Genomic DNA, 19,429 nt, shown 5'->3' on the forward strand with positions numbered 1-19,429 from the left:
AAATGTTAAGTTTATATCATATTCAAATAGAGCAATGACGCTCTTTGAAGATTTATTGTATAATCTTTGAGGGGAGCGTTTTTTTGTTTTTTACAAAAAAGCTAAAACTGAAGGAGGCAATGATCAATGGATATTTTTGGGGAGAACGTCTTTAATGACGCAATAATGAGAGAGCGTTTACCAAAAGCTACTTACAAATCTTTACGCAATACAATTGAAGAGGGACTCCCTCTAGACCCTGATGTAGCTGAAGTTGTGGCCAACAGTATGAAAGATTGGGCCATTGAAAAGGGAGCAACCCATTTTACCCATTGGTTTCAACCTATGACCGGAATCACTGCAGAAAAGCATGATTCTTTCATCTCTCCTACCCAAGATGGCCGTGTGGTTATGGAGTTTTCTGGTAAGGAATTAATAAAGGGTGAGCCGGATGCCTCGTCCTTCCCAAGTGGCGGGATTCGCGCTACATTTGAAGCTAGAGGTTATACCGCTTGGGACTGTACATCTCCAGCCTTTCTTAAAGAAGACGGCGGTGTCTTAACCTTATGTATTCCAACAGCCTTCTGCTCATACACCGGTGAAGCACTCGACAAAAAAACCCCTCTCTTACGCTCTATGCAAACCCTCTCTACACAAGCTTTGCGTTTATTACGACTCTTCGGCAATACAACCTCTACCCGTGTCACCAGCACAGTCGGTGCAGAGCAAGAGTATTTTCTCGTTGACAAGAAATTCTTCGACCAACGTATGGACCTTATGCTCACAGGCCGGACTCTTTTCGGAGCGATGTCAGCAAAGGGGCAAGAACTTGAAGATCATTACTTCGGTAGTTTAAAAGCTCGGGTAGCTGCCTTTATGCATGACTTAAATATTGATTTATGGAAGCTGGGCGTTCTTGCCAAAACTCAACATAACGAAGTGGCTCCGGGACAATTTGAGTTGGCTCCTATATTCGGAACAACAAATATGGCCACGGACCATAACCAAATTGTCATGGATACCATGAAAAAAGTTGCCCTGCGTCATGACATGGTTTGCTTGCTTCATGAAAAACCCTTTGCAGGAGTCAATGGGTCCGGCAAGCACAACAACTGGTCAATGTCCACCAACGATGGACTTAACCTCTTGGATCCTGGTAAGACTCCCCATGAAAACTTGCAATTCCTAACGATATTATGTGCTATCATTAAAGCTGTCGATGATTATGCAGAATTACTCAGATTTTCAGCAGCTACTCCAGGGAATGACCACCGTCTTGGTGCAAACGAAGCCCCTCCAGCCATCATCTCTATTTTCCTGGGTGAACAGCTCTCTGATATCTTTAAACAGTTGCAAAATGGGGAAGTCACTCGTTCCCTTCAAGGGGAGAGATTAGCCAGCGGTGTAATCACCCTGCCCGCCTTCCGTAAAGACTCTACAGACCGTAATCGCACTTCCCCCTTCGCTTTTACCGGCAACAAATTCGAATTTAGAATGGTAGCATCTTCTCAATCCATCTCAGGTCCAAACGTAGTACTCAACACTATATTTGCTGAAGTCTTCTCCCAATTTGCAGATCGCCTCGAAAAAGCAACGGACTTCGATCAAGCCCTCCTCGAGTTGCTTAAGGAAACAGCTACTAAGCATCATCGAATCCTCTTTGATGGTAACGGCTATTCTGAGGAATGGGTTGAAGAAGCAACAAAACGCGGACTTCCCAATATCACTTCAACTGTTGATTCCGCACGAGTTCTGCTACGGGAGTCTACCATTAAACTATATGAAAAACATCAAGTTCTGAATAAAATAGAATTAGAATCCCGCTATGAAATCAGCTTAGAGCAATATTCTAAACAAATTAACATTGAGGCTTTAACCATGATTGACATGGCTAAGCATAAAATCATTCCTGCCGCCGTCAAATATTCCACTGAATTAGCTAGTTCAATCAATGCCATAAAATCCGCTTCGAGTGCTGTCGATGTATCTGTCCAAGAAGGCCTCTTGATCGACCTCTGCTCAACTTTGGTTTCCCTTAAAACAAATTTAACCACCCTTGAAACCGTTACTCAGCAAGCTGCGTCTCTGACAGATGCCTTTGAGCAAGCTGCTAATTATCGAGATGTAGTTTTTAAAGCCATGGGAACTCTCAGGATTGACGGAGATAAACTTGAGACGATTGTTGATTCTGAACTATGGCCGCTTCCCACGTATGCAGAAATGTTATTTATGCTTTAATATTGAGCAAACCATGAAATTAGTCCTCACGTAACTGCAAATATTATATGAATTATGGGGCTGAAACAACTTGAACATGTTGTTTCAGCCCCATTTTATTTATCGCTTTCAAGCGACTTTTTCATTGTCCTCTTGACGGGGTGCACAGCATTTGATGGTGCGCCGCCGATCCGCTACGCGCCGAAACGGCGGCGCGGGTCAAGCTCCGCTATGCCTTAAAGCCTTTCAGCTTTTTCAGCGCGGCCTTGACCGATTGCGTTACGCTTCCGGCGTTTACGCCCTCCGCTTCCGCAATCTGCCGGAAGTTCATCCCCTCAAAGTAGTAGGCGATTAGCCGCCGCTGCTGTATCTCCGTGAGCTTGCCGATAGCGGCGAAAAGCTCCCTTGTCGCTTCTTCGCTGATGTAGATTTCTTCCGGCGTTTCCGGCTTGATAACGCACTCGTTTACAATGCCATCGCCCATATCGAGGGTGTAATGGCCTTGTAACGGTACGTGCGCCGCTTATATGCGGATTCCTGCCTGTCAGCCGCTTTCATAGCTTCCAGCATTTCCTCGATGATTTCTACGAAAACATCTTCCTTGCACCACGGGTAAAAATCCCGCAAATTGATTGTTACCATAAGTAAACCTCCATTCGATTTTTGAGAGTAAGCGTTAAAAATCGAACGGAGCGCGGCGGGGAGCGGCAGCGCACTTCTGGACATGTTGTCCAGAAGCGGAAGCGGTTGACTTCGGGCCAAGTTGGCCCGAAGTGATAAAGGGGCTTGTCCGATAAAACGGCGGTCAAAAAAGGGCGCAAAAAAACACCTTTGAGGGAAAATCCCTGAAAGGTGTCGAATGAAAAATGTGCGCAGTAGCCGCCCATTTTTTGATATGATTTTTTGAATTTATATAGCCTTAGACCATCAGCTATGCCAAACCGTCACGGTAAAGTGGCGGCTCCTCCAACAGCCAACAAAAAATGCTTGTGTGCATAAAAAGGCCCTCCAATCGCATAACTGCCATTGGAAGGTCTTTAAAAGCGCGCATTTAAGAAACCGCCATGTTATTGGCAGTTATATACTACTACATTTTAGATGTTGGCCACCATCTGAAATGTAGGCCGAATCCTATTTGATTTCCACATACTCGATTACTTTATCTGTAAATAAAATTCCATCTAAATGGTCAGTTTCATGACAAAGGCATTTTGCAAGTTCGTCAAAAGCCTCAATAGTAATGGCTTCCCCATTTTCATCAAGAGCCTTAACCAATACTCTTTGGGGCCTCAACACTTTGCCCCAGATACCGGGATAGCTTAGGCAACCCTCAATAACAAGTTGTTTTCCCTCGGATTCAACAATTTGAGGATTCACCAGTTTTAATAAGCCTTGTCCCATATCAGCAACAACTAAGCGGCGTAATATTCCAACCTGACAAGCAGCTAATCCACCACCAATTTGTGTGCTATACATTGTTTCTGCCATGTCATTAAGGATTTCTCTGACGTGGTCATCTACCTTATCAACACGCTTACTTACTTTGTGTAAAAATTCATCATCAAATGTTCTAATCTCTCTGAGAGCCATAGGCATGCCTCCTGCTGATATCTGCACGGGATTTTCGTTCACTTTCTTCAAATAGAAAAACACCTTCAATTGGTTCATTGAAAACTTGAGCTATGTCATACGCAAGCCATATGGAAGGCTCATTTTTTTCTGTTTCAATAGCGTTGATGGCCTGTCTTGATGTTCCGACCATTTTACCCAACTGTTCTTGTGTCATACCTAACGCCTCTCGTAATTGCCGAATTTTATTTTTCATAATGGTTGTTCCACCTCCTAAAATGTCACGCTAACCTTACAATGCAATTTTAGCATAATACAATTTCAGTGTCAACCTAACCTTACATATAGTCAAAACTTTTTATACAATTCTATCAGACGTCTTCCTAAAATACTTTGAAAAACATTACCGTCTATTGACTGTCTATCTTATTTTTGCTATGTGGTACTTGCTTCCTTATGCACCCTGCCCATTATAAACCGGCTTATTTTTCCCTGGCAACCGTCACTGTCCTTGAATTTTATCAAGGGCTTACTAGCCAAACCTTGTTTTGGCGGGATTCCCACCCGCTAAAAAGATCGAGCATTGCTCGATCTTTTTATTTACACTAAACTTTGATGATATTATCTTAGACACTTTTAGTTCTAGCAGCAGGAGCAGGAGCAGCTTTTTTGATAAGACCCATTGGTGCGCCCATAGGTAATATATTACGACCGTAGAAGTTCTTGAAAAATATTCCCCCGACAGCATAGAAACCAACTAAGGAGATAGCAAACTCTGCCCAGCCAGCGATTTGTGCATACAAAGCGACAGGACCCCATTTAAATGATACGCAAGCAAGGGTGAAAAATAGAACGTCAATGAGAAGTAATATTATAATAAAAGGTACGTTCGTTTCGAAAGAAGCTATCGTGATAAACAGAGAGAAAATAAGATAACCAACAAATACTACACCTAACTGTTTAGGATCAGCTACAGCTTTCATGCCTTCACCTAACATACCATTCAAAGTTGCCCATGAAAAAGCCATTCCAACCCAGAAAAAACCATAAGCACCTAAAACTGTGCCGCCAAATACGTTACCCTTTTTGAAGTCAATCAATGCAGCTATAATTTGAACAAGTCCGCCCAACAATGCTGCCCAAATAACAAGTAAACCGGTTGCTTTAGGATCAGTAAAGCTTAATTTAGAAGATGAAGCCACAAAACATATCAACGACAAACCCATAACTCCAAACGCTGTAGGATCTGCACCTGTATAAGCTACTTTTACTTCTTGTACACTCATTAATTTTCCTCCTTAATTTTCATATTGTTTAATAGGTAATATTAGTATTAGAATAAATCCGCGTAAATCACTAAATTTATCAATTCTCCCCCCCCTCTAAAATCTTATCTCCAGAGTACCAATATCATTATACCCTGAAACCATTGTTCTGAATATAGAGAATTTTCTCTTAACATCTGTCCTGACTTTAGAAGTTGAGGGAGAAAAATAGCCGAATCGCTTGGAGCACAAGCGATTCGCCTATTTTAAAAATTCCCTATTATTTAGTTTTTTTGTTAAGTCTTATTTTGTGCATGAACGAAACTTAGTCAGTGTCATGTGTATCTTCAGTTGAGGAAGCTTGAGGATCGTTGCCAAATGTAAGAATTTAAGTCGCTACATCTCTTTTCATAAAAACATACCAAGAGATGAGATTGAAGACTATAAAATAGACCGCCAGTACCATCAAAGAGAATGTCATGGTCATCCCTTTAACGACGGGAGTTCCATCTGTGTAGACTGTCAAATTTATATTGGCAAAGAGGATATATTTCACCCAGCTATAGTTGCTAAGCAAACCCACCAATAAATTACCCGTAAACATCAAAAACAAGGAAATCCCTACCGCTAAAGTATTGTTACGGAAAACAGCGGAAATCATAAATGCAAAGGTGACCATCATCAGCAAATTAACGCAAGCATAGGCATAGTTTATGAAAATATGCCACAGCATATTTATTTCAGTCACATTTCCATTCTTATACCCAAGATAAGGTTGATTTAAGCCATTAAAGCTGTGAAATATTCCACCTACTACAAATGTCGCAACGAAAAGAAGAATCAGCGCAACGAAAGCAAACCATAAAACAGCTATGTATTTCGATAACAAAACCTTCCATCGTTTTATTGGTCTGATCAGCAATAGTTTTATGGTTCCAGTATTAAATTCTCCTGCGACGATCCCTGCGGCAATAATAATTACGAACAAGGAGACTAAGTCTACTAAAACGGAAAACTCCGTTACAAACCCCCATACGCCATACTCCGGAGGCAAATTATGCTCAAGGCGGTAATTGTTAGTTTTAATAAGTTTCTCAATTTGGGCACTTTCTACAGCAATACCTTGTGACTGAATCCCTTTCAACGTTTCTTGAAGATTAGTGTTCTGCTCAGTAAGCTCAGTTCGCCAATCTGAGTTTGTCGTAGCTTGTTGTCCTGGTCCACCATTTGTGGAAATAAATCCGCCGGCAATAACCACCACAATCATTAGACCCAACATAATGTAGGTACTCATCTGGTGATAGATCTTCATGTTCTCATTTTGAATTAAATTAAGCATTCTACGCAATTCCAGACCCTCCTGTTATCTTAAGAAATTTATCTTCGAGGGTTTGGGTTTCTTTGTCAATGCCAGAAACTCTTATTTCTTCATGGACAAAAGCCGTTACAATGTCAGGAATTCGAACTGTATCCATCAATATGGAAATTGAAGTTTCTTTTACTATAGTATCTTGATCCTTATACAGCTTATTTAAACAAGCTTTCGCCTTAATAACATCATCTACGGTAAACGTTACGCGCATGACGACTTCATCTTTGGCAAGAAAATCGTTGACGGTTTGGATATCAACCAATTTTCCATTTTGAATGATCCCGATGCGGTCACACATTAATTCCATTTCTCCAAGTAGATGGCTTGATACCAGGACCGCAACATTTTCCTTTTCAGCAAGTTGTCTTAAATGCATCCTAAACTCATGAATTCCTGCGGGATCTAAGCCATTAGTAGGTTCATCTAAGACTATTAAACTTGGTTTATGGAGGATAGCTTGAGCTAAACCTAGCCTTTGGCGCATGCCCAGCGAATATGTTTTAACTTTATCCTTAATTCTTTGCTCAAGTCCCACCAAAGCAACAACTTCATCAATTCTCTCTTTTGTGAGATTGCCATACATTCTGGCATAATGGACAAGATTTTGGTATCCCGTTAAATACTTATACATCTCAGGGTTCTCAACAATTCCGCCCATGCCTGCTATCGCTTTTTCAAAATCATCGGTTATACTAAAACCGTTAACACTTATTTCTCCTTCAGATATAGAAATAAGTCCAAAAAGCATACGAATGGTGGTCGTTTTGCCCGCTCCATTAGGTCCCAAGAAACCAAAGATCTCGCCCGCATTAACCTCAAAGGATATGTCATCAATGATAAGTTTACTGCCAATTCTCTTTTTAATGTTCTTAAATTGGGCAACAGGTTTTGTTTGCACAGGTTCCCTCTTTTCTATTAATGATTACACGAGATTCATACCACTTCCAGATCTCTGCAAAAACACTAATTTTTTATTCAGCTTTTAACATTTATGCCTTCCACTTTGAAAATTCAAGTTGCTCTTACTTCCGTTGTATTTCTAATCCTCGTTTATTTAACTTTCCCATACTTAAAGCATAATACTAAGCTTTTTATTTCCTCTAATTGTCAATAAGGACTAGTTGTACATATGAAGTGCCCTAATCAAAGTCACCACCGTCAATACGCCGCTCGGTACCCTTTCCTTATACACCACTTTTTCTGACTTCGCTTTCCGACTTACAGTAAAATAGTTTTCTACCTACCTCATCCAACTCTTCAACTCGAACAAAATGCGTCGGTGTGAGAATCCCTCACTTAATATACAATTTTCTGGAGTAAAATGCCCAGGCCGGCACTATCCACGCCCCAAGGATTAGAGTGACCAGAATTGGTAAAAACAGGAAACAAGCGCCATTGTAAATCGGCTGTCAGAGAGGTATTTGGCCGAATACGGAGAATACAGTTTTGATGGACTTTACGACAAATGTTGGTTATAGGACTCTAGGAGTAAATTAAGGAGAACAACTCCTAACTGACCAATAAATTCCATGTGCCAGTAAAGGTAAAATATACGAACTGGTCTTATATAAGTTTATTCAGAGTACCATTAACGAAGTTCGTAATGAATCTGTTAGGGAGAAAATGCCAATATCGGAGAATTTTATACAAACCAAAGGTGGGTTTAAAAATGGGAAATAAATGGACACCAATCTCTATAATAATTTTGTCAGCTTCAATCTTATTAAGCAGTTTCTATTTGGGTGATATTCTAAAAACTGAGAAACAGATTGATTATGATTCTACTAGAGTCAATAATATTTCAAATATAAATGATGATATGCTTACAACAACCGAGGCAGCTTCATTTTTGAACATATCTGAAGCACGACTGCAAGACCTAATTAAAACAGCTGAACTGTATAGTGGTGACATAGCAATTCCATATTATTCAATAAATAATGAAGTAAGGTTTAGTAAAGAGTCCCTTACAGCATGGTTGGTTTCAATATCTAAATTCAGATTGAAAATATAAATATAAGTAGGGAATGCAATGAGTAAGATTTGCTAAGAGGTTTGTTGGCACATCCTCCAACAGCATATTCCCAAAATCGGAGAGAATATGAGGTAATAACCAGACTTCGGGAATATGCAGAACGTTATGTAAAAGATGGCCTGAATAAGTATAACCCTGGGTCAGGGTGAATCATTATGTGAAAGGTTCTTATCTAGAATGATCAGGTAGAAATAGAATTAATGGGAGCGATTTGTATGAAAACTTCAAAGATACTGACTTATCTCATGTATTTGATTGTTTTATTTGGAACTTTGGCTGTTAGTACCTGGGCAACAAATATGCTTAAAATCTGGGTAGGTCGAACCTATAGACCTATACCAGGGTTTATTGGTACAAGTTTGATTTTTGTTTTTATAGGAATTTTGATAGGGCTAGAACACTTTGTAATACAGTATCGTAGCCAAGGGAAATGGTCAGTAAATATTGCAAGGCTAATAATACTAGGAATTCCATCAGCTATTTTTGCTTTCTACATTCCCTTGGCTTTTACTTTTGTAATTCCAATTCCAAGCTTCATTTACAATGGTAATTTATTTTCTACGGTTTCAGCATTAATTTTAGGATATTCAATTGTCACAAGTTTTTACAAGAACCAATCAATTTTTACCACAAAATCAGAGAATAATACTCGACTAGAGATTTAGGATAGGGGATATAAATCTATGAATGTTAATCCATTAAACATTATAAACATATTTACTACGCTTTTTATGTTAGTTTGGATTGCTATTGCAATTAGTAATGTAATAAATCCCCAGGTTCATGTGGAAAATAACTGAAAGTTGGAAAGCAACAAAAGAACCACAGGATTCCTATTTTATGATTAGACGAATTGTTGGAGCTGTCTTTTCGATAATTGGAATCGCATTTTTTCTTTTTGGTGCTTTCACCCGATAACCATTTAAGGGCTAACTATTCTATTACTAAAGATGGAAAGATGGCGTTTAGTTGATCTAGTATTTGAGACTTAATCAGACAACCAAGGGTTAGCGACACTTGGCAGTCTGTAGGGATATGACGCGTCGTCAACACTCAACGTAAGTAAAAACAACCATTTTGATAAAATTTTTCACCCCAATATCTCCTCAACCCTCATCCCACTTTTCAATCCAAAAACAAAATGCGTTGGCGTGAGAATTTCTATTTTCTCAACCAACGCACTAAATATTTCATCATCAAACTCTTCCAGTAGTGAATCCCTGTTGGTAAAACAGATGCTCCGTGAAACCCACAACTGCAAAATTCCAACGACGCTTGTGCCATAATGCGCTGTCCACGGAAACAAAGATAACCTCAATAAATCTTGCAATTAAATAACGCCAACGTGTTTTTGTCGACCAACACCCCTGTTGAGCCATTGTCAGGCGACCGACTAATCCAGCATCTGTCAGAAAAGCTCATGCATCTTCTTCAACTGTCCACTCTTTTTCATGGTTCTGCTCTTCCAATTGATGGTAGGGTTTTCTAATTTGAACGGAACGTATTTCACCGGGGGGGCATCTTTTAACGATTAGGGTGCAAAAACACAAAAAGAACCGCTTCAAGCGATGTGTACCCTAAAAAGCCGAAAAGCCCAGTATTACTGGACTTTTTATGTTCTTATATTTTATATCACTTATTTGGTGGAGGCGAGGCGGTACTGTCTGTATATTGTGCTAGAACTTACAGGTATTCTATTCATCTCTCTCACCTCCTTCCAATCCTACTATAAATTAGACAGAGTTTGAGAGATTCGACAGAAAAAGATGGCAGAATGAGATAATATCCTAACTTATAAAAACCTATAAAAAACTTATGAAAATATTTATTTTTCATAAGTTTTTGTGATATAATAATAAATGAGAGGGCGGCAACCCTCTCTTGTGTAAAAACTAAAAGTCTATGTGGTTAGGGCGTTTTCTCAGGACGCTCTTTTTCTTTGCTAATTTGTAGATTACGTACGATGACAATAAGCTACCAAACAGCGTACCGAGCGTATTAAAAAGAATAATATCCATATGCCTTCCACCTCCTTCCCTTATGGACTCGTGAGAATAAAGAAAAGAAAGAAGAACTCCTCACCAATACACAACTTATTGAGGTGGTATGGGACGCTAACCACATTGAAAATTATATCATATTTTTTGGGGAAATAGTTCAAATATTTAATTATTTGAACATTCAAATGGAGGACCTCCTCATCAAGGGGTCTTTTCTCATTCCCTCCATATCTTCCGAAACATTCATCTCACATTCACTTACGAACTACAAAGACTAGATAATGCTGCCGGAAACGAATCTTGCGAATATTTTCTGGAGCATCTACCTCTAGATCGATTTTGTTTGTAAAACAAGGAAATCCCTACCGCTAAAGTATTTTGGTTCCATTCCAAAGTTTATTTTGCATAGTAATATCTCCGCCAGGATATGCAGGAATAGCAGACTTCATAATTATCTCCACCAAATAGAGTTAGGGTACTCCACCGAGCCTATCAACACTGTTTCCCCAATTTTGGGTGTTGAAATGTCTAAGTTGCGTTTTCTCGCTGCCTTCGTTACCCGTTCAATGGGATCTGTCCAATCATGAAAGGCTAACGTAAAGGCTGACCAATGTATGGGGATCAGAATTTTTCCCTTCACATCAAAATGAGCCTGAACTGTTTCCTCTGGCATCATGTGAATAGCAGACCATCGTTCATCATATTGACCGCATTCAATGAGAGTTAAATCAAAAGGTCCGTACTTTTCTCCGATCTTTGCAAAATGAGGACCATAACCAGTATCTCCACTGAAATAGACCCGTGATTCTTGCCCTACGATCACCCAAGAACTCCATAGTGTGGTGTCTCGATCGAACACACTCCTACCTGAAAAGTGCCTAGCCGGAGTACAGACCAATGTCAAACCATCAAGTTTATATTCATTCCACCAGTCGAACTCTTTAATTTTCTCTGCTTCGACACCCCATCTTGCCAAATGATTTCCAACGCCAAGGGGAACATAGAACTGACTGACTTTGTCTTTCAGTTTCTTTATTGACTGATAATCCAAATGGTCATAATGATCGTGAGACAGGATGACAACATCGATGGCAGATAGCTCCTCGAGTTCGATGGGTAATATCTTACTATAGCGTTTACCCCCGAGCGAAGAAAAGGGAGAAAGAGTCTTAGAAAACATTGGGTCTAATAATAATCGTTTCCCGTCCATCTCCAACAATAAAGTCGAGTGACCAAACCATGTAACTTTTGAATATTTATCTGGCATGATGACAGAATTTAAAGGCTCCACAGGAATTGCCCTCTTTGGCTTACCCTTTGGATTACCTTTCATAAGATCTCTCAACATGCTAACCATCGTCCTTATTCGAGTATCCATTACCGTCGGGATCTGATTGATAAACTTATTCCTGGCGAAATTTTCAGATTGACTTAAGGCGTTAGCTTTCTCCTTAGATGCTTTTCCACCAAAGACTGGATGATATTTCAGGAATAGAAAACCAGCCAGGAGAATCCCGATAACCAAACTAAGCATAACCCGCAGGATCATGATTCAACTCCTCATTCCTTTTCTGGATTAGACTGCCATCTACTATTTCTTCATTACTGCTGAAATGTTATTGCCTAGCTATCACTGATCGCTCAAATTCCATTTTTCAAATATTGGCCCATTAATTGATAATTCGTTTAACCAAACCTTATTTAATTATTTGCCGCAATAATTTCTTTTAGCGTAATATTTTCATTCAAATAACGTGCATTTGGATTACTTTCTTTTTTTAATCGGATCGCCTTTTGCGGACAAAGGTTTATACACGCCAGACAAAATTCGCAATTACCCCCATAGGCTGGTTTATGCTCATCGAGTTTTATATTGTTACGCGGGCAAACCTTTACACACGTTCCACATTGATTACAGTCGTTCCCGACAGAAAAATCTTTATCGGTATTAAAGTTTGGGTTTCTTCTGTAGAAATACTGAATAGCTTTGGTCAACATTGAATCTGTGAATGACCCATTCCTGATATATTCTTTCTTTTGATTAACATCATTTAACAAACGGTTCAAATTTTCTTCAGTATATTTCTTTTTCAGCTTTTGCTTCTCAATATCAAAAAATGGTAAATAGTTATCAATCATGAGTAAACCCTCTGCATATTGAACATGAATATCATTTTCCTCAGCATACCGTACAAACCAATTGACACCGCCAGCAAGCTTGTTTCCATAGGTCATGATGACAAAAATATAAGGGCTCTTAAGTGTAATTTTCTCAATAAATTCCCGGACAATCTTTGGAGCTGCAAAGCCGTAACAGGGAAATATAATCCCTATCTTTTCGTCTTCAAAATGAAATTGATCACCCTTTAAGACGTTTGCTATCGAATAAATTTCTCCTCCAAATCTTTTTGCAACATCTAAACTGTTACCAGTCGCTGTAAAATAAAACACTTTCATAATGTACCTCCATTAATTTTATCGTTCGTTTGTTGAATAGAATTCAAACACATGAATGTTCGAAATACCCTAATACTTCTTATGAGTGCCAATAGATGGTTTAAGGGTAAAACGATTCTATAATTTTATAACTATCGAATCGTTATGCATTTTTAAAGCTGCGCTAAATTATTGCTGCTGTAATGATAACAACTTACGAACTTCCTCAATTAACTCTTCATTTACTTTGCAGATCAAAAACTTCCCTTTTTTCTCTGTACTAATTAAATCTGCATTTACTAACTCTTTGATATGATGTGAAATAGTCGGAGCACCAATATTCAACGAACGGATGATATCCGTAACAAAGCATTCCGAATCGGTATCGGTTGGAAAACTAGATTCATGCATCTCAGCAATTTTAAAATACAATTCTAGTCTATTGGGATTCGATAGTGCCTTAAATATCTTTGCCGCTTTTTTCGTGTCCATATTCCAACTCCAAACTCATACTATAACGATTCGATAACTATCGAAATATATTGTAACTTTTCTAAATGCTCCTGTCAATAGCCCACTGAATTTCCTTTTGATATTAAATTCTTTATAATTCTTTTCCTGATAAATCTTATGCCTGCTCATTCTCCGTATGCACATTCTCCTTCAAGGACTTCATCAAAAAATCAATCACACTCTTTTGGAACATGTCATGAGTCTCCGGTTCCTTGGCGGCGAGCTCTTTCATTTCCCACATCAGCTCCTTGAATGTTTTTTCCAGGTTTTCGTATAAAAAAGCCACTTTATTAGCCACTGCCTTGTTATACACCTCAGTAAGTCGCTTACTCATCTTTTCGACGGTCTGGTAAGATGCCCTATTTTTTATTTTCTCCAACTCTGCCTGCTTATTTCCGGTTTCCTGCTCCAGAGCCCGGTTGGACTCACTTAACTCTTCCGACTTGGTCTTCAGGTTTTCATTAGCCTTGGTCAGATGAGTTATTTGGTTCGCCTGTTCATCCACAACCTTCCTGAGGCCGGTGTTTTCCTGTCGGGCCTGATCCCGTTCTTCCCGGGCCAGTTTCCAATCATTGACCTTCTTTTGCAGCTCTCGGGTGGTTATATTATCCATATCCAGCTCATCAATGAACTCACCCCGGGCCTCTTCCGGGACTCCGAGGAGAATAAGTGCCTGGGTGAAGTTCAAATTCGGCAGTTCTTGCGCCTGGGTGTCGGCGGTGGGAGATTGGGCGTCGGCGGATTCGAGCTGTTTAGGCCCGTACTCCTCGAAAACCCGAATCATTCTTTCCGCCGTTTTCTGAGAATAGCTGACGGATTCCTCCAACCACTTGCCCCATTCCCCATACTGAAGCAACCCCTTGGCTTCCTTCAGGCGGCACCCAATCTCGATAATACTCTGCAGAAAGATTTTCCCCACCTGGTATTTAATCGTATTTATTTCTGTCGCGATGACGAAGGGCGTGCGGCCATTAATTAAATCGCTCATCACAACTTCCTCCCTGCTCTTACTTTATTCTCATAATATGTATCCGGATTTAAGAGTGTGACAAGCTCATAGCCAGGTTGCAAGAATCGACAGCGCTGTCGATTCTTGAACAACCTGCTATCTATAAGAAGCTTGCTGCCGCCGCAGCAGGGTTCTTCCGGCTTCAGTCCCAAACTTTCTCATATATTCCCTTCCCCTTGTAACCTCCGGGCAATCTGACTCATACGCTATAGGACAGGCAGAGTACACTTAGCCTGAGAGTGCGCAGAAAGGAGGCGAAAAGCATGGCCGTAGAAGCGTTGCCCTTAGATTCGGCGCTGGTTGTGAAATACCAGCTCGAACTGACACCCGCCGGTGCCCCGGTGATCAGACAGAAAGGCTTGAATGGTGTGAAACACGACGCTACGGAAGAAGACCTCTATGATGTAGCTGAGGCATTGTTCAGTCTAGTTGATTATCCGCTGCTGCAGGTGCTCCTGAGAAAAAATTTCGAACTGAATAAAGAGTAACTATCCCCAATATTTGCATGGAAGGGGGTGATATAATGGCAGTTACAACCAATAAAGTGATCAAGTTGACATTTACCACTGTTGCCGGTAAGACCTTTTCAATCACGCTGCCCAATCCGCGGACAGACCTGACGAAGGCTGAAGCCGAAGCTGTAATGGATACGATTATTTCGAAAAATATCTTCATTACGAACGGCGGCGAATTGGTTGAAAAACGGGATATCCGGGTGATAGATACCTCGACTAACGATCTATTCGATCCGCCCCAGGTTTAGGCGGATCGACCTCGAAACGGCGGCTGGGCGGCCGCCATCATATAACGGACGCCACTGGATCAAAGCCAATCCCTTCCCTTTGGGTGGTTTCCGGGTCGGCAAAGATTACCTTGTCCGGGTTGCTGACCTAGATTATTAGGTTAACAACAGAAAAAAGGCCCATAGACGATCTCATTAATCATCCATGTGGCCTTCTGCGACATCCCTTCGATTCAAAAAATTACTCCTTAGTTACGCTAATGCTTGCATTCTGTGGCAAAGCCAAGCCCGCCGCAACTTCTATCGACTTCATTATTCCAGAAACACCTGGGCAACTGGGATGGGGGCTATGCTTGGCAAAGACTTCATAAACTTTTCCCATATGGAGTTTCTTGAAAATCTCTTCAAAGGCATCGACTTCAACCAGTTCTGCCGCTATTTTTTGGTAATTCGGGCAGTCACTTGATATCTCAAGTTTTACTTTGTGACCATCACCGCTCTCTGCTTTAACATTAATAGTAAAACCACAAGCACCGGCTTTAATAACTCCTGTTGCCATAATAATGCTCCTCCTATAGTTAAGCTTCCCTTAGGAAATGCCGTAATTCGCGGTGAACCTTGCACTTAAACTTATTTTTTAATTTTGCTTTCCGGGGGTTTGATACCCAAGACAGGCGCTGAGTGGTCTTTTCCTAAATAAAAATTAGACCAAGAGGACGTCTGATAGAAATCCCAGTTAGCAGGCGGTACCGGAGGAACGTCTAAGGTTGATTCCTCTCCATATTTCTTCAGTCTGGCATAAGCTCTGACCCAAACGCACTTCTTCTCTTTCGGGAAAACTTCACACCAGCCATCCAAGCTTCCGCCACAAGCACCGTTACGTTGATTTTTTGGACATTGTGACATAGGACAGAGATAGCCTATATCCAGTATGGCACAATCGCCGCAATCCTTGCAATCAAGCATGATAACTTTGGCAATGTGCTCAAGGGCGTGAAGTCTCTTTTCAGCTTTTTTCTTACCTTCTGCTGCATGATACATGCTGCGCATCATAGGGAAAAGCTTCTTATCAGGTGTGAACATGAGACTGTGCATCCCTCTCATCAGCGAGTTCATTGCTCCGACAGGTGCGTCTAAGGGGCGGTTAGCACGATTCACAGGTTGATCTGTGTTTAGACCTGTCTTCTCGTCCTTTTCAAAATAATAGAATCCATTGGTTTGAGGATAATCAAACTCCTTGACCAGATCTTGCCAGTTCGGATAAAGTTCCTCCCCTTTGTCAAGAATGTACTCTAATTGCTCGTATTTAAGATTATGCCCGCCGATATGAACGCCTGCACAACCGATACCTTTCAAGATCGCATACAATTTGGCGGCCCTCAACATCCGCTGGCCAACCCCTTTATCCGCGGCACTTTTTTCCTCATTGAGTTCTGCTAAAAGTTTGTCTGTGACGACACAACCCGGCAACTTGTTTTGATTCATAACATTTGCCGCTCCATAAGGAAGAACGTAGATATTTCCCACAACCGGAATATCCAGGTTATTAACCTTCAGGAACTGGATGACTTCGTGGCATTTTCGAGCATCATACCCCAGTTGTGTAACGACAAATTGTGCGCCGCCTTGAATTTTCTTTTTCAACTTATAGTACTGAACCATAAGCTCAGCCTCAGTTGACTTGAAAGGGGAAACAGCCGCCCCCGCAAAAAAGTCACTGGGAGCGTGATAAGTTGGCCCTTTCATACCCGGAACTTCTAAGCCCTTATTCATGTCGGCTATCAGTTGTAAGGTATTAGAAGGATCCAGGTCAAAAACCGGCTTAGGGCGTCCTTTGAACCCTGAATAGGTATAGTCTCCTGTCATAACCAAGAGATTACGAACATTTGCACGATCTAAGGCATAAAGTTGGCTTTCCATCTGGTTCCGGTTCTTATCCTTACAAGTAAAATGTACTAATGGTTCGATCCCCAATTTAAGGATCTCCATTCCCAAATAATCAGCGAGAATTGCCGGATTACCACCGGGGTTATCCGTGATAGTAAGAGCATGAACCCTGCCGCCTTTAGCTGCTTGCTCTGCCGAGGCAATGGCGGTTAGTTGAGCTTTTTCATTCGCTCCTCTTCCTGGTACGAGTTCCCATGTCACGGATAGGGTGTTTTTGTCAAGTAATGACTCTTTAAATTTATTTTCCATTCCTTGTTCCTCTCCCTTATCACCTATTTATACTCCGAAGATTGTCCTTTAATTCTCTAACCATTATAACTCTTCTCAGACAATATTTTAAGACATTTTCAGTTTTTTCTTAACTTTTAACTAACTCAATCGTTCTAGGTATAAACTATTCATAAAATAACTGGAAAATGTGGCGCTGCCTCCTAATTCAATATGACGAATCTTCCTGTATAATTCTTCTGTCATATTCATCTCCCGGTGATTTAGAAGTGTTCGTATTGCACCGACATGAGCCGCATTCCCAACCATTTTTATTTTTTTAGGCGGGATATCCGGTACGAGACCAATGTTTAAAATGTTGTTAGCCTTAAGATAAGTGGCAAAGGTCCCGGATAATATAACCGAATCCAGCTCAGCAACACTGATGCCCGCCATTTCAACCAAAGTTTTAATTCCTGCGCAGACTGCCCCTTTAGCCAGTTGTAATTCCCCGACATCCTTTTGGCTGATAGTTACATCTGAGCTTTGATCTGTTCCGTAGGCCAAGATGAATTCACGTGCTTTTTCAGCAGGCCGTATCCGATTGCGAAGCTCAACCGAAAGATGATCTGCTGTTTCAGGAACAGCAATTTTCCCTTGTTTATTTATTACTCCGGCTCTTTTCATCTCATCAATTGCTTCAATAAGACCTGATCCGCAAATCCCGATAGGTTCCTGTCCCCCGATTACTTCACAGTTCACACCCTTGTCAGTAATACTCACACTTTCGATGGCTCCCTGCTTTGCCCTCATTCCGTAGGCTATTCCCGCACCTTCAAAGGCTGGTCCGGCTGCTGTAGAACAGGCCATCATCAAGTTGTCAGTTTTCAAAAACAATTCACAGTTAGTGCCTAAATCAATGAGTAAGTGATTTCCCGGCTCCAGTACCTCAGGAGCCCCTGCGATAGCCCCTACTGTGTCCCCCCCAACAAAACTTCCTATATTAGGAAGGAAGAATATTTTAGCTTGAGGATTGATTTCTACTCCCAATTCATGCGCTGAGAATTCTAACGGTCTATTGCAAACGGAAACAAAGGGGGATACCGCTAAATGAGACACATCTAAGCCGATTAAGAGGTGATGCATCGTCGTATTGCCTACTATAGACATCTTCACGATTTCGTTTTTTCTTACATCAGTTTTTAATTCAAGCTCTTTTAACAAATGATTAATAGTTCTTCTGACAGCATTGCGCATGGCCAAAGCATTTTCTTGGCTTTCTTTAGCGAAGGAAATACGAGAAATAACATCTGCACCATAGGCGGTCTGCTCATTCTCAATTGAGACGACCTTTATGAGGTCACCTTCAATCAAGTCATATAGAGCCAACCCAACACTGGTTGTCCCTATATCGACGGCAACTCCATACAATCTCTTCCCAGTGTCTCCCGGCTCAATCTCCAAGATCTCATTTTCAAAAATAGTAACTGTTAGGACATACTTATCCTCTCTCAAAACATCCGACACTTTATTAAGGATATACAGACTCGGGGAGTTATAGCTCCTCCCTGTGGAAGTGCTGAGAGCATCTGCCAGGCGATCCCAGTCTCCCCGTTCATCTTCAAGTGAAGGTTTACTGATGGTCAAACAAATCTTTTCCACCCGCGGATCTAAGACAGATGCTTTCATTCCTAAGAGTGCACTTTCTTTTCGATCCTGACTTTCTACGAAATTCAGCTGAATAACCATGCCCTCTTCGGGAACCACAGTACAAGCAAGTCGGAATCCCGCTTGGAGTTCGACCTCATTAAGATGTTTTAAATCCTGAGCACTTGGCTCTGAAGCATTTTCCATCACTCGAACTTTACACTTACCACAGGTTCCTTTACCATTACAGATGTTATCGACGGGAAGTTGATGACGAATGAGAGCTTCCATTAAAGTCTCTGTATCTTTAGTTTCAATAACCCGATTTGGGAGTATTTTTATTTCCATAATTACCTCCTGGAAGAATTTTAGGTCAGTAAATTCCTAAAAACGAAGATCAAGCAGAACACATGAATCGGCCAAATGCACAAAACTGCCTTATCCCATTATTATGAATTCAATGCCTTATTTATACAATTCGATCTATTCCC

The 19,429-nt window shown here is 40.8% G+C and carries 21 protein-coding genes; 6 read left to right on the top strand and 15 right to left on the bottom strand.

Annotated elements, in window-relative coordinates:
- The first annotated feature begins 126 nt into the window (after positions 1–126).
- Positions 127–2,217 carry a glutamine synthetase III family protein gene (locus LJE72_RS10090; RefSeq protein ID WP_229247457.1) on the top strand — a complete coding sequence of 697 codons (2,091 nt, stop codon included), beginning with the start codon at positions 127–129 and terminating at the stop codon, positions 2,215–2,217.
- A 208-nt stretch (positions 2,218–2,425) separates the two neighbouring features.
- Here the strand turns inward: LJE72_RS10090 and LJE72_RS10095 are convergent, their stop codons facing one another.
- From LJE72_RS10095 to LJE72_RS10125, 7 genes are all read right to left on the bottom strand, one after another.
- Positions 2,426–2,680 carry an RNA polymerase sigma factor gene (locus tag LJE72_RS10095; protein WP_229247458.1) on the bottom strand — a complete coding sequence of 85 codons (255 nt, stop codon included), beginning with the start codon at positions 2,678–2,680 and terminating at the stop codon, positions 2,426–2,428.
- A complete protein-coding gene (locus LJE72_RS10100; RefSeq protein WP_229247459.1) occupies positions 2,662–2,838 on the bottom strand; it encodes a hypothetical protein in 177 nt (58 codons plus the stop codon). Before LJE72_RS10100 ends, LJE72_RS10095 begins: the two co-directional genes overlap by 19 nt.
- A gap of 489 nt (positions 2,839–3,327) precedes the next feature.
- Positions 3,328–3,786: a peptide deformylase gene (gene def, locus LJE72_RS10105; protein ID WP_229247460.1), complete on the bottom strand. Its 459-nt coding sequence runs from the start codon at positions 3,784–3,786 to the stop codon at positions 3,328–3,330.
- Positions 3,767–4,021, bottom strand: a complete 255-nt coding sequence (locus LJE72_RS10110) for a helix-turn-helix transcriptional regulator (RefSeq protein WP_229247461.1) — start codon at positions 4,019–4,021, stop codon at positions 3,767–3,769. Before LJE72_RS10110 ends, def begins: the two co-directional genes overlap by 20 nt.
- Positions 4,022–4,391: 370 nt before the next feature.
- Positions 4,392–5,051, bottom strand: a complete 660-nt coding sequence (locus LJE72_RS10115) for an acetate uptake transporter (RefSeq protein ID WP_229247462.1) — start codon at positions 5,049–5,051, stop codon at positions 4,392–4,394.
- 367 nt (positions 5,052–5,418) lie between these two features.
- A complete protein-coding gene (locus LJE72_RS10120; protein ID WP_229247530.1) occupies positions 5,419–6,369 on the bottom strand; it encodes an ABC transporter permease in 951 nt (316 codons plus the stop codon).
- Position 6,370: 1 nt separating this feature from the next.
- Entirely contained in the window at positions 6,371–7,300 is a 930-nt protein-coding gene (locus tag LJE72_RS10125; protein WP_229247463.1) for an ABC transporter ATP-binding protein, read from the bottom strand.
- 771 nt (positions 7,301–8,071) lie between these two features.
- On the opposite strand from LJE72_RS10125, the gene LJE72_RS10130 reads away from it, so the two are divergent.
- The 3 genes from LJE72_RS10130 (at position 8,072) to LJE72_RS26740 (ending at position 9,355) form a co-directional block, all read left to right on the top strand.
- Positions 8,072–8,416, top strand: coding sequence for a helix-turn-helix domain-containing protein (locus tag LJE72_RS10130; RefSeq protein WP_229247464.1), 345 nt, complete (start codon positions 8,072–8,074; stop codon positions 8,414–8,416).
- Positions 8,417–8,652: 236 nt separating this feature from the next.
- Entirely contained in the window at positions 8,653–9,102 is a 450-nt protein-coding gene (locus LJE72_RS10135; protein WP_229247465.1) for a hypothetical protein, read from the top strand.
- A gap of 118 nt (positions 9,103–9,220) precedes the next feature.
- Complete coding sequence (locus LJE72_RS26740; RefSeq protein ID WP_396390806.1) at positions 9,221–9,355, top strand: DUF6199 family natural product biosynthesis protein; 135 nt, start codon at positions 9,221–9,223, stop codon at positions 9,353–9,355.
- Positions 9,356–9,527: 172 nt separating this feature from the next.
- On the opposite strand, the gene LJE72_RS10140 is transcribed toward LJE72_RS26740, so the two are convergent.
- The 5 genes from LJE72_RS10140 to LJE72_RS10160 form a co-directional block, all read right to left on the bottom strand.
- Positions 9,528–9,743 carry a hypothetical protein gene (locus tag LJE72_RS10140; RefSeq protein ID WP_229247466.1) on the bottom strand — a complete coding sequence of 72 codons (216 nt, stop codon included), beginning with the start codon at positions 9,741–9,743 and terminating at the stop codon, positions 9,528–9,530.
- Positions 9,744–10,888: 1,145 nt separating this feature from the next.
- Positions 10,889–11,986, bottom strand: a complete 1,098-nt coding sequence (locus tag LJE72_RS10145) for an MBL fold metallo-hydrolase (RefSeq protein ID WP_229247467.1) — start codon at positions 11,984–11,986, stop codon at positions 10,889–10,891.
- A gap of 152 nt (positions 11,987–12,138) precedes the next feature.
- Positions 12,139–12,894, bottom strand: a complete 756-nt coding sequence (locus tag LJE72_RS10150; protein WP_229247468.1) for an EFR1 family ferrodoxin — start codon at positions 12,892–12,894, stop codon at positions 12,139–12,141.
- A 168-nt stretch (positions 12,895–13,062) separates the two neighbouring features.
- Positions 13,063–13,365, bottom strand: coding sequence for an ArsR/SmtB family transcription factor (locus tag LJE72_RS10155; RefSeq protein ID WP_229247469.1), 303 nt, complete (start codon positions 13,363–13,365; stop codon positions 13,063–13,065).
- Positions 13,366–13,501: 136 nt separating this feature from the next.
- Positions 13,502–14,374 (bottom strand): DUF3102 domain-containing protein, encoded by an 873-nt coding sequence (locus LJE72_RS10160; RefSeq protein WP_229247470.1) that lies wholly within the window; start codon positions 14,372–14,374, stop codon positions 13,502–13,504.
- A gap of 284 nt (positions 14,375–14,658) precedes the next feature.
- Here LJE72_RS10160 and LJE72_RS10165 point away from each other — a divergent pair, with 284 nt between their 5' ends.
- Positions 14,659–14,883 (top strand): DUF1659 domain-containing protein, encoded by a 225-nt coding sequence (locus LJE72_RS10165; RefSeq protein ID WP_229247471.1) that lies wholly within the window; start codon positions 14,659–14,661, stop codon positions 14,881–14,883.
- Positions 14,884–14,918: 35 nt separating this feature from the next.
- Positions 14,919–15,158 (top strand): DUF2922 domain-containing protein, encoded by a 240-nt coding sequence (locus LJE72_RS10170; protein WP_229247472.1) that lies wholly within the window; start codon positions 14,919–14,921, stop codon positions 15,156–15,158.
- Between the two features lie 220 nt (positions 15,159–15,378).
- On the opposite strand, the gene LJE72_RS10175 is transcribed toward LJE72_RS10170, so the two are convergent.
- The 3 genes from LJE72_RS10175 to LJE72_RS10185 form a co-directional block, all read right to left on the bottom strand.
- Positions 15,379–15,696, bottom strand: coding sequence for a DUF6951 family protein (locus LJE72_RS10175; protein ID WP_229247473.1), 318 nt, complete (start codon positions 15,694–15,696; stop codon positions 15,379–15,381).
- 71 nt (positions 15,697–15,767) lie between these two features.
- The gene (locus LJE72_RS10180) at positions 15,768–17,333 is read right to left on the bottom strand and encodes a methylenetetrahydrofolate reductase C-terminal domain-containing protein (RefSeq protein WP_229247474.1); all 1,566 of its coding nucleotides are present in this window, start codon (positions 17,331–17,333) and stop codon (positions 15,768–15,770) included.
- 120 nt (positions 17,334–17,453) lie between these two features.
- A complete protein-coding gene (locus LJE72_RS10185; RefSeq protein WP_229247475.1) occupies positions 17,454–19,286 on the bottom strand; it encodes an ASKHA domain-containing protein in 1,833 nt (610 codons plus the stop codon).
- Positions 19,287–19,429: the final 143 nt, after the last annotated feature.

It is taken from the genome of Desulfosporosinus shakirovi (assembly GCF_020595055.1).
Classification (GTDB): domain Bacteria; phylum Bacillota; class Desulfitobacteriia; order Desulfitobacteriales; family Desulfitobacteriaceae; genus Desulfosporosinus; species Desulfosporosinus shakirovi.